We start from the raw sequence: 14,187 nt of genomic DNA, 5'->3' as shown, positions 1-14,187 counted from the left end.
CTCACTGTCCGGCCACCCAATCAGCGTAGAAGAGTCCCAGGGCAAGGGCGACGCAGAGCCCGCCGATGATCCAGAAGCGGACCACCACGGTGACTTCCGCCCAGCCCTTGAGTTCGAAGTGGTGCTGCAGGGGCGCCATCTTGAACACGCGCTTGCCGCCGCTGAGCTTGAAGTAGCCCACCTGGATGATGACCGATGCGGAGATGATCACGAACAGTCCGGCCAGGAGGACCAGCAGCAGTTCGGTGCGGGAGAGGATCGCGAAGGCCGCGATGGCGCCGCCGATGGCCAGGGAACCGGTGTCCCCCATGAAGATCTTGGCCGGGGACGTGTTCCACCACAGGAAGCCCACCAGCGCACCGGCCATTGCGCCGGCCAGCAGGGCAAGGTCCATGGGGTCGCGCACTTCGTAGCACACCCCGGTCTCGCCCGGGTTGGCCAGGCAGGACTGGTTGAACTGCCAGATGCCGATCAGGAAGTACGCACCGAACACCAGGATGGAGGCACCGGCGGCCAGGCCGTCAAGGCCGTCAGCCAGGTTCACGCCATTGGTCGCGGCGGTGATGATCACGCTGGACCAGAGAATGAACAGGATCGCGCCGATGATCGTTCCGGCAAAGGCGAGGTCAATTGCGGTGTCCCGGACGAAGGAGACGTTGGTCGACGCCGGGGTCAGACCTGCGTGGTTCGGGAACTGCAGGGCGAGGATGGCGAACACGATGCCCACGATCGCCTGCAGGATGATCTTGGCCTTGGCGTTCAGGCCAAGCGACCGCTGCCGCGAGATCTTGGTGTAGTCGTCGATGAAGCCCACGAATCCCATGCCGACCATCAGGAACAGCACGAGCAGCCCGGACGCGGACGGACCAAACGTGGTGGGGTTGATCGCGTAGGAGATCAGGTGGGTAATGAAGTAGGAAGCCACGACGGACGCCACGATCACGGCGCCGCCCATGGTGGGCGTACCGCGCTTGGTGTGGTGCGACGTCGGGCCGTCGTCACGGACAAACTGCCCGTAGCCCTTCCTGACCAGGAAACGGATGAACAGCGGGGTCAGGACAAGCGCCAGGACCAGCCCGAGCAGGCAACCGATCAGGAGGGAGATCACAGTGCCTCACCCCGGTTGGGCTCGTCCTGGGTGCTGCCTGCTGCGGTAGGGGTATTCAAGGCGATCCGATCACCAAGGAACCGCAGACCGGCACCGTTGGAAGATTTGAACAGGACAATGTCCCCGGGTTCGAGGGAGGACTCAAGGATTGCCTCGGCCTCTTCGGGGGTCTGGACGAAGGTCGATTCGTCTCCCCAGGACCCCTCCATCACGGCTCCGGTGTGGAGGGCGCGGGTTCCCGTTCCCACCACAATGAGCTTGGAGATATTCAGGCGGACCACGTAGCGGCCAATGGCGTCATGCTCGGTGACTGCGTCGTCACCGAGCTCAAGCATTTCGCCGAGCACGGCCCAGGTGCGCCGTCCCCTGCCGAGCTCGGCCAGGGTCCGCAGCGCAGCACGCATTGATTCAGGGTTGGCGTTGTAGGCGTCGTTGATGACGGTGACGCCGTCGGCGCGGTCGGTGCGTTCCATGCGCCAGCGGCTCGCGGCCTTCTGTCCGGAGAGTCCCCCAGCGATATCCGCCGGGGAGATTCCGGCGGCAAAGGCGGCACCGGCGGCGGCCAGCAGGTTCGCCGTGTGGTGGGCACCGATCAGGCCCGATTCGACCCGGTGGCGTTCCCCGGTTGGGAACTCAAGGGTGAATACCGGCCGCCCCTGCCCGTCCGTGCGGGCATCGACGGCGCGCAGCGTGGCGTGGTTGCCCGGCAGTTCATCGGTGGAGGACGTGAAGGAAAGCACCTTCGCCGTGGTGCGCTTGTCCATTGCGGCGACGCGGATGTCGTCTCCGTTGAGTACGGCAGTGCCCTCCGGGGACAGCGCTTCGACCATTTCGCCCTTGGCACGGGCAATGTTCTCCACGCCGCCGAATTCTCCGGCGTGGGCGGTGCCAACGCAAAGGACGACGCCGATGTCCGGGCGCACCATGTCCGCCAGGTACGTGATGTGCCCGATTCCGGTGGCTCCCATCTCGACCACGAGGTAGCGGGTGCCGTATCCGGCGTTGAAGATGGTCAGCGGGACTCCGACCTCGCCGTTGTAGGAACCGACCGGAGCCACGGTGTTCCCGTGTGTTCCCAGCAGCCCTGCAAGCAGGTCTTTGGTGGTTGTCTTACCGGCCGAGCCGGTGATGCCGATAACGGTCAGCGGGCCGTCCGCGCGGAGACGGCGAACTATTTCCGCGGCCATCTGTCCCATGGCGGCAACAGCGTCCGGAACCACGATGCCGGGGAATACCGAGCCGTCCGCGCCGGTCACCGGGCGCTCGGTCAGGGCCAGTGCGGCGCCGGCTTCAAAGGCCCGTTCCACGAACAGATGCCCGTCGGAAAACTCGCCCGGCTTGGCAATGAACAGGGCCGCCGGGCCGGCTTCGCGGGAGTCGGTGGTGGCCGACGTCACTGGAATGGACGGGTCTGATGCTGCTGCCCCCACCAGCTCGCCGCCCGTAATTGCCGCAATTTCGGCTGCATTAAGTTCAATCATGACGATTTAGGACTCTACCCCGTCGTAAGTAGGCACTGTGAATCCGGCCTTGGCCAGCGCAGTGCGAAGTTCAACCCGGTCATCAAGGGCATGGTTGACTCCCTTGACCTCCTGCCACACCTCGTGTCCGCGCCCGGCCACGAGGATCGTGTCCCCCGGGCCGGCCAGTTCAACGGCGCGGTAAATTGCGGCTGCACGCGGGGCTTCTTCGAGCACCAGCGGGCCGTGCCCGTCCTGCCCTGCGGCGCTTCGGGCACCGCGGAGCACATCGGCACGGATGGCGGCCTCGTCCTCGTCGTGCGGGTCGTCGTCAGTGACAATAACGACGTCGGCCAGGCGCGCCGCGATCTCCCCCATGAGGGGGCGTTTGGTCTGGTCCCGCTCTCCCGTGGCGCCGAAGACGACGATGACCCGACCCTCCGGCCGGCGGACGGACTCGAGGGTGCGCTGCAGCGCGTCGGGGTTGTGGGCAAAGTCAACGATTGCCGCCGGAGCCTCACAGACCAGCTGCATCCGCCCCGGCACTTCGACGGTGAAGGGGTCCTGCCGGTCCAGTGCGTCCTGCACGGCAGCGGGGTCGGCACCCGATTCGAGGACCATGGCCAGGGCCAGGGCCGCGTTGGACACGTTGAAGGTACCCGGCAGGCCGGTCCGCACCCGGAGGGGCGTGCCCTGAGGGCCGTGGAGCTCGAAGCTGTGGCCGAGCCCTTCCCGCTGCACGGAACGGACCTGCCAGTCGGCGTCGGAAGCTGCACCCGAGGTGGACAGCGTAACGCCGCGGGTTCCCGCGGCTTCCGCCATCCGGCGCCCCCATTCCTCGTCCACAGTAACCACGGCACGCCGGCTGCGGTCCGCCCGGAACAGCTCTGCCTTGGCGGCAAAGTACTCCTCCATGGATCCGTGCAGGTCCAGGTGGTCCTGCGTGAGGTTGGTGAAGCCCGCGACGTCGAAGACCACCCCGTCCACCCGCCGGTAGGAAATCGCATGGGAGGAGACTTCCATGGCGGCCGCGTCCAGGGCACGCTCGCGCATCAGGGCCAGCAGGCCGTGGACCTGCGGTGATTCGGGAGTGGTCAGGACACTGGGAATCGCTTCCGCTCCGGCCAGGATCTCTATGGTGCCAATCAGCCCCGTGGTGCGGCCAAGGGCCTTCAGCAGCGAGGTGATGAAGTACGTGGTGGTGGTCTTGCCGTTGGTTCCGGTGACGCCGAAGAGCAGCGGGGCGCTGCCGTCCTGCGGCTGGCTGTTGAAAACCGCGGCAGAAAGCGGCCCCACCAGCCGCCGGACATCCGCTGTCAGGAACACCGGCAGGGCGGTCTCCGGAAGCTGGTCCAGCCCGGCCGCGTCGGTCAGGACTGCGGCCGCACCGGCAGCCTCGGCACCGGCCGCGAATCCGGCCCCGTGGTGCCGCGCTCCCGGCAGGGCCAGGTAGAGGTCCCCGGGAAGGACCTGCGCGGAGTTGATGCTTATGCCCGTGACCTCGACGTCCCATGCGCCTGCGGCGGTTCCGGGCGCCGGCGTGATGGCCGGAGAGCCTTCGGGGAGCGATGCCGCAGCGCGGGCCAGGCTGACCGGCTGCACCCGTTCGGGGCGCATGCTGCTTTGGGCATGCTGATTGTTGCTATGTGGCACTGCACTGCTCCAGCTTTAGTACTCGATGGGGTACGTAACCGGCTCCCCTTCGGAGGGGGCTACGTTGTTGGTGGTCAGGACCTGTTCCATGACCTTCTGGAAGGTCTTTCCGGGTTCGATGTAGTAGAGGTCTCCCTTGGGCCGCTGCAGGGTCACTACGGCGACGTACTTGGGATCATCCATGGGCGCAATACCAGCATAGGAGACGGTGTATCCGTCATACCCGCCGTTGGGGCTCGGCGCCTCCGCGGTACCGGTCTTGGAACCGACCCGATACTTCTCGAGTGCTCCCGACGAGCCGGATCCCTCAACCGTGGTGGTCTCCAGCATGTGCTGGACTTCCAGGGCTGTCTTCTCGGACACAACCCGGGTGCCCCCGTCCTTTTCAGCCCTGTGTTCGACGCCGTCGGCATCGATCCTGGCATCCACCAGCCGCGGTTGCAGCCGAACCCCGTCATTGGCGATGGTCTGGAAAACCATGGCGGTGTGCAGCGCCGTCTGCGTTAGGCCCTGGCCGAAGAGGACGGTGTACTGCTGGCGGGTATCCCAGTTATCCGGGGTGGCGAGCAGGCCGGACGTCTCGCCGTTGAGGCCCGTTCCCAGCTCGGTCCCGATGCCGAACTTCCGCAGCCAGTCGTAGCGCTGCTGGGGAGTGAGCTGCTGGCCAACCATGACTGTTCCGGTATTCATGGATTTGGCCAGCACGCCGGACGCCGTCATCCGGACCGTGCCGTGGTCAAAGGCGTCCTTGAAGGTCTGCCCGTCAATTGAGTACGTGTTGTCGATCTGGAACTGGGAGGTGGGGGTGATGATCCCCTCCTCGATGGCAGCCGCCATGGTGATCACCTTGGTGGTTGAGCCCGGCTCGAAGGAATCCGTCACCGAGCGGGCCTTGCGGGAATCCGCTTCAGTGGCGCCGGGATTGTTCGGGTCCACCGTGGTGGATTCCGCCATGGCAAGGACGTTGCCCGTCTCCACCTCCACGACGACGACGTTGCCCCAGTCCGCGTTGTACTCCTGGACCTGGTCCGCAATGGTCTGCTGGGCGAACCACTGAAGGTCCTGGTCAATGGTCAGCCGGATCGAATCGCCGTCCTGAACCGGCACGTCTTCGTTGGTGGCGTACGGAATGCGGATGCCGTCTCCGCCAATCTCGTACGTCTTGCTTCCGGCCTCACCCGCCAGGATCGAGTCCTGGGTCAGTTCCAGACCTTCCTGGGCTCCCTCGGTCCCGAGGAAACCGACGATGGATCCGGCCACGGGCCCGGAGGGGTAGGTACGGAGGGTGGTTCGGTCGGCATAGACGCCGGGGAACTTGACGGCCAGGACCTTGTCCCGGATTTCCGGGGTTACGGTCTTTGCCACGAAGTTGAAACCCTTCTCGCCCAGGACCGACCTGCGCAGAGTCTCCGTGTCCTGGCCCAGGACCGCGGCAAGTTCCTTCAGCGCAGCGTCGAACGTCACGGTTTCAAGGTCACCCTCGGAGTTTCGGCGCTGGTATTCATCCTCGTCGTAGGCCGCGGCGAGCCGCTGGTCGACAACGATGTCGAAGCGCTCCACACTGCGTGCCAGGTAGTTGCCCTCGTTGTCCAGGATGCCCCCGCGCAGTGCCGGCACATTCACGGTCACCAGCCGGTTTGCCACCGCTGCCTCCGCCATGCCTTCCGGATCCACGGCCTGCACCTGGAACAGCCGGACGCCCAGGACGGTGAGCAGCACCAGCACAATGATCATCCCGGCCCGTAGCCTGCCGGTCACGAGGTTTACCCTGTGGTCCTCCGGTGCCGGAGCCTGCCCTGCTTTTGCCACAACGTGTCCTCGCCGGTGCTGGTTGGTTTACTGGCCGCTTCTCTGGCTGGGAGCCGGAATCGTGCCGCCGTTCAAATCGGTTTCCGCCGGTGCGGGGGCAGGAACGGGAGCCGGTTCCGGTTCCGCACCGGTAGAAGCACTGTCCTGCTGCTGCGCGGCCCGTGCGTTTTCGGCCGGTTCCGGGGCAGCAGGCTGTGCCGGGGTAACCGGCTGGGTCAGGACCTGGGGCAGCTCAATCAGCGTTCCCGGTCCCGCACCTTCCTTGGCAGGCTCAGGGTCCCCTGTGACCGCCAGGGTCTGCAGGTCGATCGTACCGAACGTGGGCGAAACAACCATGCCCAGTTCGCCGGCGGCACCGGCAAGGACCTGGGGAGCCTGGTTGTGCTCCACCTGCTGCGTCAGTGCCTCGTTCTGCTGAATCAGCTGGGTGCGCTGGTTCTGCAGCTGGACGAGCTCATACTGGCCGCTGGATACAGAGATGTTCAGGCCGAGGACTGCTGCGAGGCCGGCGGCAAGCGCGGCGAAGCACAGCGCCACCGCAGGGACCCGGCGCTTTCGGGTTGCCGCGGGGACCAGGGCCAGCGGTGTCCGGCGGCGCGGAGCTGGCTGCTGGGGCGCCTCCTGCGGAAGGTCACGTGCCAGGTTGCCCTGCACGGACGGGGCTGTCCGCACCGGAACCTGCGGCCGGCGTGGTGATCGTTCAGTCATCGACGTGCCCCATCCATGGTTGCGCGAATCCGTTCGACTGCCCGCAGCTTGGCCGATGCCGCGCGCGGGTTCTCTGCGATTTCCTGCTCGGTGGGAACTTCGGTTCCCTTGGTCAGCCGCTTGAGCTGCGCCTTGTGTTCCTCGAGCTCAACCGGGAAGCCCTTGGGCGCCGAGGAACGGGAGCCGGCAGCGAAGATATCCTTCACGATCCTGTCCTCCAGGCTGTGGTAGGACATGACGACGATGCGTCCGCCCACACCGAGCACGGAAAGCGCAGAGGGAATGGCCCGTTCCAGCACGTCGAGTTCCTCGTTGACCTCGATGCGCAGTGCCTGGAAGGTGCGCTTTGCAGGGTGGCCGCCGGTGCGGGCCGCTGCTGCCGGAACCACTGCGCGGATGGCTTCGACCAGTTCCCCCGTAGTGGTGAACGGCTTGTCCGCACGGGTGGAGACAATCGAGGACGCGATGCGGCCGGCGAACTTTTCCTCGCCCCAGCGGCGGATGATCGAAACCAGTTCGGCCTCGTCATAGGTGTTGACGATTTCGGCAGCAGTGCGGCCGCGGCTGGTATCCATGCGCATGTCCAGCGGCGCGTCGTAGGAGTATGCGAAGCCGCGCTCACGCTCGTCGAGCTGCATGGAGGAGACGCCGAGGTCGAACAGCGCACCATCGATGGTTTCGAATCCGAGGTCCTGGACGACGTCTGCGATCTCGTCGTAAACGGCGTGCACCAGGTCCGTGCGGTTCTCGAAGGCTGCCAGCCGCTCCCCCGCCAGGGCAAGCGCCTGCGTGTCACGGTCAATGCCGATGACGTGCAGTTTCGGAAAGCGCTCGAGCATGGCTTCGGTGTGCCCGCCCATGCCAAGCGTGGCGTCCACGACGACGGCGGTGCGCCCGGCTGCCTCGGCTGCCTCGATGGCCGGTGCCAGGAGGTTGATGCAGCGGTCCCGCAGTACGGGTACGTGCCGGTCCTCAGTTGGACGGTCTTCGTTCATTGGTCTCTCCCTCCGCTGCCTGTCCGGTTCAGCGGGTTCTTGGACCAGATCCCCATCCGCGCCTCACGGTACGCCTGGCTCCGGGGAAGGTGAGCCAGGTGAATTCCATGGGGCGGCTGGAGATCTCGTTCAAGATCCCGCCGGGTCCGGCGTCGAATTCCTCTGGGTACTGCTGTACTGCCTGCTGTGCAACGGCTAGAAGATGCCGGGCATCGTGTCTTCGTCAGTCTCCGAAAACGCGTTTTCCTGTTCCTCCAAGTATTCCTGCCATGCCGTGGCGTCCCAGATCTCGGCCCGGGTGCCCGCGCCGATAACGGCGAGTTCACGTCCGAGCCCGGCATACGAGCGCAGTGCCGGCGGAATAGTAACGCGGCCCTGCTTATCCGGGACTTCGTCAGAGGCTCCGGACAGAAACACACGAATGTAGTCACGGGCCTGGCGTGATGACAGTGGAGCCTGCCTCATCTGCTCGTGGACCTTCTCGAATTCCTTCTGGCTGAAGACGTAGATGCAGCGTTCCTGGCCCCGTGTCAGCACCAGCCCTTCGGCGAGTTCGTCACGGAACTTAGCGGGAAGGATGAGCCTGCCCTTCTCGTCAAGGCGCGGCGAATGAGTTCCGAGGAACATCGCCACCACCTGTCAGATATGGGAGTTACACCCCTCCTGCACTGCCCTACCCTCTTACGCCCCCCACTTTACTCCACTTCCCTCCACAGTCAACGCAATTCGATAACGTTTTCCGGCGCGTCGCGCCCGTGGTTCCCAACGCGGGCAAGGGAAAGCGGGGTGTGGTGTGCGGTGGAGGGAAAAGTGCTCGTCGAGGGGCCCACCGGCGGTTAAAAAGGAAAAGACCCGCAGCTGCGGGTCTTTCCGGCCTCCCGGGCCTGTGCCGGGGAGGAAAGTGGGGCTGGCGGCGCTAGGGCTGGTCCCGCTTGCGCTCATCCCATTTGTTCTCGAGGTTGGACATAAATCCACGGGGAGCCGCAGCGCGCTCCTTGCGGCCCGCAGGAATCTGCGTCTCAGCCTGCTTGCCCTTGGTGGTCGCGTAGTACATCCCGGCACCCATGACCATAAACCCAACAATCCCCACCAGGATGTTGAACGGACTGTCGAGGGTGATACCCAGGATCAGGACTGCTATCCCGGCAACTGCCACGAGTGCGCCCAGCACAATCCGCCGGGTAGACATGCCTCGGCCGGCCGAGGAAGCCATTGAATTGGCAAACTTCGGGTCCTCAGCGTGTAATTGCTGCTCCAGCTGATCAAGCAAGCGCTGCTCGTGTTCTGAGAGTGCCATTACTGTCTCCTTGCGGTCCAAATGTGCCCTGTAATCCAAGCAACGAACCCGGCGTGGTGGTTGTTCCCGCGGAGGTGTCGACGCTGTTCTGCAACTAGCTCTAAGGATAGTTTGCAAACGGGTCCGGGGAAAGCGGCTGCCGGACGCTGCGGCTTCCTCTCAGCTAAAGCTCAGCCTTGCCCGCCCGGGGGCTTGTTCCGCTCCCGCCCCAGGAGGCGTGCCGGCATGATGCCGGCTTCCCCGAACCGCCGGTTGATGCGGTCCAGTGCGTCCTCCGCAGAGCGCCAGTTGTCATCCCGGCCGTCCAGCGTCAGCTGCTGGGCAGCGCCGTCGGCCGTCTCGAGCTTCTCCGCCCGCAGGCCAATCAGCCGCACGCTCATGGGCCGGCGGCCCAGTCCGGCCAGCAGTCCGCGCACCGCCTCATACAGAAGCTGTGCACTGTCCACCGGTTCAGTGAGCGTGCGGGAACGCGTCAGCGTTGAGAAGTCGGCGTACCGAAGCTTGAGCGACACGGAACGGCTTTGGAGTCCTGCCGCCCGCAGCCGGGCAGCGGTTCGGTGTGCCAGCCGCAGGAGTTCCGTCTCCAGCACCTCATCTTCATCCACGTCCCGGGCGAACGTCTCCTCCGCGCCGAGGCTCTTCTCCACGCGTACCGGAGTGACGGCGCGCGGATCCCGCCCCCAGGCCAGGTCGTAGACGTGCCTTCCGGTGGCACCGAGCAGGCGCTGCAGGACGGTGGGAGGCGTATGGGCCACATCAAAGACAGTATTGATGCCCACCCGGGCAAGGGCTTCGCGGGTTTTTGCGCCCACCCCCCAGAGCGCGGAAACGTCCAGGGTGTGGAGGAAGCCGATGGTCTCCTCCTTCGGGACCAGCAGCAGGCCATTGGGCTTGCACCGTGCCGAGGCAATCTTCGCGACGAACTTGGTGGATGCGATACCCACGCTGGCAGTAATCCCCAGTTCCCGGGACACACGGCTGCGGACCAGTTCACCGATCTGCCGCGGCGGGCCCAGCCGGCGCATCGAGCCGGCGATATCCAGGAAAGCTTCGTCCACGCTCAGCGGCTCCACCAGCGGCGTTATGGACTCGAAGATGGCCATGAGCCGGGCCGACACCTGCCGGTACACCCCCTGGTGCGGTTCCAGGACCTCCGCCTGGGGACACAGTCTGCGCGCGTTGGCCATGGGCATGGCGGACCGCACCCCGAAGCGGCGGGCCTCATAGGATGCCGAAAGGACAACGGACCTGCCTCCGTGGCCTCCGACGATCACCGGCCTGCCAACCAGTTCAGGACGGCGGAGCAGCTCGACGGCCACATAGAAGGCATCCATGTCCACGTGCATGATGGTGCAGTCCCGGTTTTCGGCCGCCGCCTGCGTTTCTGTACCCACGTCCCCATACTAGGCAGCCAGCAGACACTCCTCCGCTCGCCTAGACTGGATTGCAGGCCCTGACCCTTCGTCGATGCGGATCCCCATGAAGAAATTCCTCGCAGTTGCCTGCAGCGCAGCCATCCTGGCCGCAGTTGCCGGCTGCAGTTCCGACGCCACTTCCCCCGACACCACTGCGTCCCCCAGCACCTCGGCGGCATCCCCCTCGTCCTCGGCCGCGGAGGCCAGCCCGACGACGTCCCCCTCGCCTACATCCGCCATCGCGCCAGGTTTCCCCGAAGCCCTCATCCCCGTCTTCGCAGGATCCGAGCCCACCGCCTCCAGTTACGAATCTGACGGCAAGCTCGTTACTGCCTCCATGACGGCTTCCTCCCCCGCCGCCCCCGAGGAAATCCTTGCCTTCTACACGGCGCACTTCGAGAAACTTGGGTTCACTGCCCTTGAGGGCGACGCGGTGGATTCAACACCGGCCAAGGACTTCGCCCGCACTACTGACTCCGAGACGGAAACGGTGAACGTCTCAGTCGTCACCCGGAACGGCAGCTCCGTCTACACCGTGGGGGCGAACGTGCTTCCCGCTACCGCCGAAACCGCAGGATAGGACACTCCGTGAGCCAGGCACCCGCCGCATGGGAAGCAAACCCGGAACCCGGACAGGCACCGGGGGACGCGGTGCAGGAACAGGCCGCGTACCGCCAGGCCCTGTCCGCTGACCTGGAGCAGTTCCTCGATTTCCAGCGCGAGGTCCTGGAGGACGTGTCCAGCGAATCGGTTCCGCTGCTTGGCGCCGTCCACTCGCTGGCCAAAGGCGGCAAGCGCCTGCGTGCGCTGCTGAACTACTGGGGTTGGCGAGGCGCCGGCGGGGACGCACTGGGAGCTCCGGCAATCCGGGCCGGCGTTGCGCTGGAACTGTTCCAGAGTGCGGCGCTGATCCATGACGACATCATTGACCGGTCCGACACCCGCCGCGGCGCGCCCAGCGTGCACCGGCACTTCAGCAACCGGCACGCCGAAGCCGAATGGTTCCTGGACGGACAGCACTTCGGTTCCTCCGCAGCGATCCTCGCAGGCGACCTCTGCCTTGCGCTGAGTGAAGAGGCATTCACCTCCGTGGGTGAACGCGCTGCCTACAACACCCGGGCACGCGCCCTCTTCAACCGCATGCGCACTGAAGTCATGGCCGGGCAGTACCTGGATATTCTCGAAGAAGTGGTTGGGCCCGGGCATGAGCCCGAACGCGCCGTTGTGCGGGCCCGGAACATCCTGCGGTACAAATCCGCGAAATACAGCATTGAGCATCCCCTCGCCATAGGCGGGGCGCTGGCAGGCGCCGGGAACGAGCTGCTGGCCGCGTACTCACAGTTCGCGCTGCCGCTGGGTGAAGCGTTCCAGCTGCGGGATGATGTGCTGGGAGTATTCGGTGATCCGGAGCTCACCGGGAAGCCTGCCGGGGACGACCTGCGTGAAGGCAAGCGCACGGTGCTGATCGCCTATGCGCTGAGCACCGGATCCGAGGCTGTCCGGAAGGAAATCACGGACAATCTCGGCCGGCCGGACCTGGATGACGACGCCGTAGCGTCCCTCCGGACGGCCATCGAGGAAAGCGGTGCGCTGGCTACTACGGAAGCGCTGATTGCCGAGCACACCGAGCAGGCCTTCACCACCCTCGCCTCTCTGGCTGTGGATGAGCAGACCCGCTCGGCGCTTGAGCTACTGGCACATGCGGCCGTAACCCGGACTGCCTAGGGCACTTTCACCAGGCCAGGGCCTGCGCCCGGCGGCGGATCTCCGTCTTCCGGCCTTCCTTCAGTGCGTCCACGGGACGTCCGGGGAGGGTGTCATCCGCGGTGAAGAGCCAGCGGAGCATTTCCTCATCGGAGAAACCCGCATCAGCGAGGACCGAAATAGTCCCCTTCAGGCTGTCCAAAATGGCGCCGTCGTTAATAAAGGCTGCAGGCACGCTGCGGATCTTGCGCTCACCGAGCCGCACCGCCAGCAGCGCGCGTTCTTCCAGCAGGCTGTGCACCTTGCTGATTGTTACGTCTAGTTGTTCAGCCACATCGGGCAGGGTCAGCCAGTCGGAAACCAGTTCCTCGAGTTCATTCACGTTTCCAAGATTGCCACGGCAGCAGCAATCCGGGCCAGTCGGAGCCCCTTTCACCCCTGCGGCATGGGCCGATAAGTTTTGCCTGCGGGTATCGCAATCCAGCAATTCTCGTGTAAATTCGCATTAGTCACAGTAATCACACCCGTAACACCCGTATCACTACTTGTTTTTTGTCCCGCGGACTGCGGCACAAAGCCGCCCCGCCAACAGATGAGGAAACGACCCGTTATGACCGTGCAGCCCAATGCCAGGCCGCGTACCGCTGCCTTGCCCCGCAAACTGAGCGTTGCTGTAACCACGGCAGCGATCCCGGCTGTCATGATGTCGTCGTTGGCTCTTGCCGAACCGGCCCAGGCCCAGGTTCCGCAGTCACCGGCCAAGGCACTGTTCCCGCAGCTTCCGCTGCAGGCCAAGAAGACCCTCCCCTCCGCCGTCATTCCAGCCGCCCAGCTCGCGGCGCAGGTCCCGGCCACGGTCGCCGCCGAGTCCTCGGTTCCCGCGACCCACCGGATTGTTCCGGGAGACACGGTCAGCGCCATCGCCGCAAAGTACGGCCTGGACATGAACGAGCTGCTCCGGGTCAACAACCTCACGCCGTCCTCGATCATCTACGCAGGCAAGGAACTGAAGCTGACCGGCTCGGCACCCGCAGCGGCTGCTCCCTCCACCAAGGTGCCGGCCGCAGCCGCCGGAACCTACACCGTGGCTGCCGGGGATACCCTCAGCGCCATTGCCGCCAAGCACGGCGTCAGCCTGGCCTCCATCCTGCAGGCGAACAACCTCAGCATGACCACCGTGATCTACCCCGGGGACAAGCTCACCATTGGAGCAGGCGCCGCCACTTCGGTGACCGCCCCGTCATCCGCTGCTGCTCCGGCGGCTCCCGCCCCGGCTCCCGCAGCGCCGTCGGCCGGCACGTACACCGTGGTCCCGGGCGATACCCTGGGCGCCATTGCCGCCAAGCACGGGGTCAGCCTGAAATCGGTGCTGGACGCCAACAACCTCAGCATGACTTCAATCATCCGCCCGGGCCAGAAAATCTCCCTGTCCGGCGGATCGACCGTCACCACGGCTTCCTCGGCGCCGGCAGCTCCCGCGGCCGCACCCACGGACCTGGTGCCGAGCACTTTCCTGCACTACACCTACCCGCAGCACGTTGTGGCCAACGCCAACCTGAACAAGCAGGCGCTGAACTCCGTGGCGGTGCCTTCGCGGGCACAGATGCAGCAGATGGTTGCCGACACCGCCGCCTCCATGGGCGTTGATCCGGCACTGGCCCAGGCCTTCGCGCTGCAGGAATCCGGTTTTGACCAGCGTGCCGTGTCCCCGGCAAACGCCATCGGCACCATGCAGGTCATCCCCTCCTCCGGCGAATGGGCCTCCGGACTGGTGGGCCGCGAGCTCAACCTGCTTGACCCGCAGGACAACGTCACCGCCGGCGTGGCGATCATCCGGGCGCTGGTCCGCACCAGCCCCAGCCTGGAGGTTGCCATTGCGTCCTATTACCAGGGCCAGTACTCGGTGACCACCCAGGGAATGTACGAGGACACCAAGGCATACGTGGCGTCCGTCCTGGCCCACCGGGCCGGGTTCTAGCACGCACGGAACTGGAGCCGGGAGGCGGATCGGGTGTCGATCCGCCTCCCGGCTCCTTCC

At 65.5% G+C, this 14,187-nt stretch carries 13 protein-coding genes; 3 read left to right on the top strand and 10 right to left on the bottom strand.

All coding sequences use genetic code 11. The annotated features are described in order from the left end of the window. Position 1: 1 nt before the first annotated feature. The 9 genes from mraY to dinB form a co-directional block, all read right to left on the bottom strand. Positions 2-1,108: a phospho-N-acetylmuramoyl-pentapeptide-transferase gene (gene mraY, locus GD628_RS07290; RefSeq protein ID WP_091605656.1), complete on the bottom strand. Its 1,107-nt coding sequence runs from the start codon at positions 1,106-1,108 to the stop codon at positions 2-4. Then, complete coding sequence (locus GD628_RS07285; RefSeq protein ID WP_152274289.1) at positions 1,105-2,589, bottom strand: UDP-N-acetylmuramoyl-tripeptide--D-alanyl-D-alanine ligase; 1,485 nt, start codon at positions 2,587-2,589, stop codon at positions 1,105-1,107. Before GD628_RS07285 ends, mraY begins: the two co-directional genes overlap by 4 nt. A 6-nt stretch (positions 2,590-2,595) precedes the next feature. Next, positions 2,596-4,185 (bottom strand): UDP-N-acetylmuramoyl-L-alanyl-D-glutamate--2,6-diaminopimelate ligase, encoded by a 1,590-nt coding sequence (locus tag GD628_RS07280; RefSeq protein ID WP_152274583.1) that lies wholly within the window; start codon positions 4,183-4,185, stop codon positions 2,596-2,598. A gap of 51 nt (positions 4,186-4,236) precedes the next feature. Beyond that, on the bottom strand, positions 4,237-6,030 hold the full coding sequence (locus GD628_RS07275) for a peptidoglycan D,D-transpeptidase FtsI family protein (protein WP_338083410.1): 1,794 nt from the start codon (positions 6,028-6,030) through the stop codon (positions 4,237-4,239). 27 nt (positions 6,031-6,057) lie between these two features. Beyond that, positions 6,058-6,738, bottom strand: a complete 681-nt coding sequence (gene ftsL / locus GD628_RS07270; protein ID WP_091605666.1) for a cell division protein FtsL — start codon at positions 6,736-6,738, stop codon at positions 6,058-6,060. Continuing rightward, a complete protein-coding gene (gene rsmH / locus GD628_RS07265; RefSeq protein ID WP_152274288.1) occupies positions 6,735-7,733 on the bottom strand; it encodes a 16S rRNA (cytosine(1402)-N(4))-methyltransferase RsmH in 999 nt (332 codons plus the stop codon). The genes ftsL and rsmH overlap by 4 nt, the downstream gene beginning before the upstream one ends. A 195-nt stretch (positions 7,734-7,928) precedes the next feature. Continuing rightward, complete coding sequence (gene mraZ, locus GD628_RS07260; RefSeq protein ID WP_091605672.1) at positions 7,929-8,360, bottom strand: division/cell wall cluster transcriptional repressor MraZ; 432 nt, start codon at positions 8,358-8,360, stop codon at positions 7,929-7,931. 289 nt (positions 8,361-8,649) lie between these two features. Next, positions 8,650-9,030, bottom strand: coding sequence for a DUF3040 domain-containing protein (locus GD628_RS07255; RefSeq protein WP_091605675.1), 381 nt, complete (start codon positions 9,028-9,030; stop codon positions 8,650-8,652). Between the two features lie 170 nt (positions 9,031-9,200). After that, a complete protein-coding gene (gene dinB, locus GD628_RS07250) occupies positions 9,201-10,424 on the bottom strand; it encodes a DNA polymerase IV (protein ID WP_264372045.1) in 1,224 nt (407 codons plus the stop codon). A gap of 85 nt (positions 10,425-10,509) precedes the next feature. Here dinB and GD628_RS07245 point away from each other — a divergent pair, with 85 nt between their 5' ends. Next, on the top strand, positions 10,510-11,025 hold the full coding sequence (locus GD628_RS07245; protein WP_152274287.1) for a hypothetical protein: 516 nt from the start codon (positions 10,510-10,512) through the stop codon (positions 11,023-11,025). Between the two features lie 71 nt (positions 11,026-11,096). Continuing rightward, the gene (locus GD628_RS07240; protein ID WP_193313238.1) at positions 11,097-12,170 is read left to right on the top strand and encodes a polyprenyl synthetase family protein; all 1,074 of its coding nucleotides are present in this window, start codon (positions 11,097-11,099) and stop codon (positions 12,168-12,170) included. 7 nt (positions 12,171-12,177) lie between these two features. Here GD628_RS07240 and GD628_RS07235 read toward each other — a convergent pair whose 3' ends face one another. Further along, positions 12,178-12,531: an Rv2175c family DNA-binding protein gene (locus GD628_RS07235; protein ID WP_091605682.1), complete on the bottom strand. Its 354-nt coding sequence runs from the start codon at positions 12,529-12,531 to the stop codon at positions 12,178-12,180. A gap of 228 nt (positions 12,532-12,759) precedes the next feature. On the opposite strand from GD628_RS07235, the gene GD628_RS07230 reads away from it, so the two are divergent. Then, complete coding sequence (locus GD628_RS07230; protein WP_152274285.1) at positions 12,760-14,127, top strand: lytic transglycosylase domain-containing protein; 1,368 nt, start codon at positions 12,760-12,762, stop codon at positions 14,125-14,127. The last annotated feature ends 60 nt before the right edge of the window (positions 14,128-14,187 follow it).

Origin of the sequence: Arthrobacter koreensis (genome assembly GCF_009193255.1) — a bacterium.
Lineage (GTDB): Bacteria > Actinomycetota > Actinomycetes > Actinomycetales > Micrococcaceae > Arthrobacter_B > Arthrobacter_B koreensis.
Note: the sequence above shows the minus strand (reverse complement) of the source record. Positions and strands in the feature narration are given on the sequence as shown.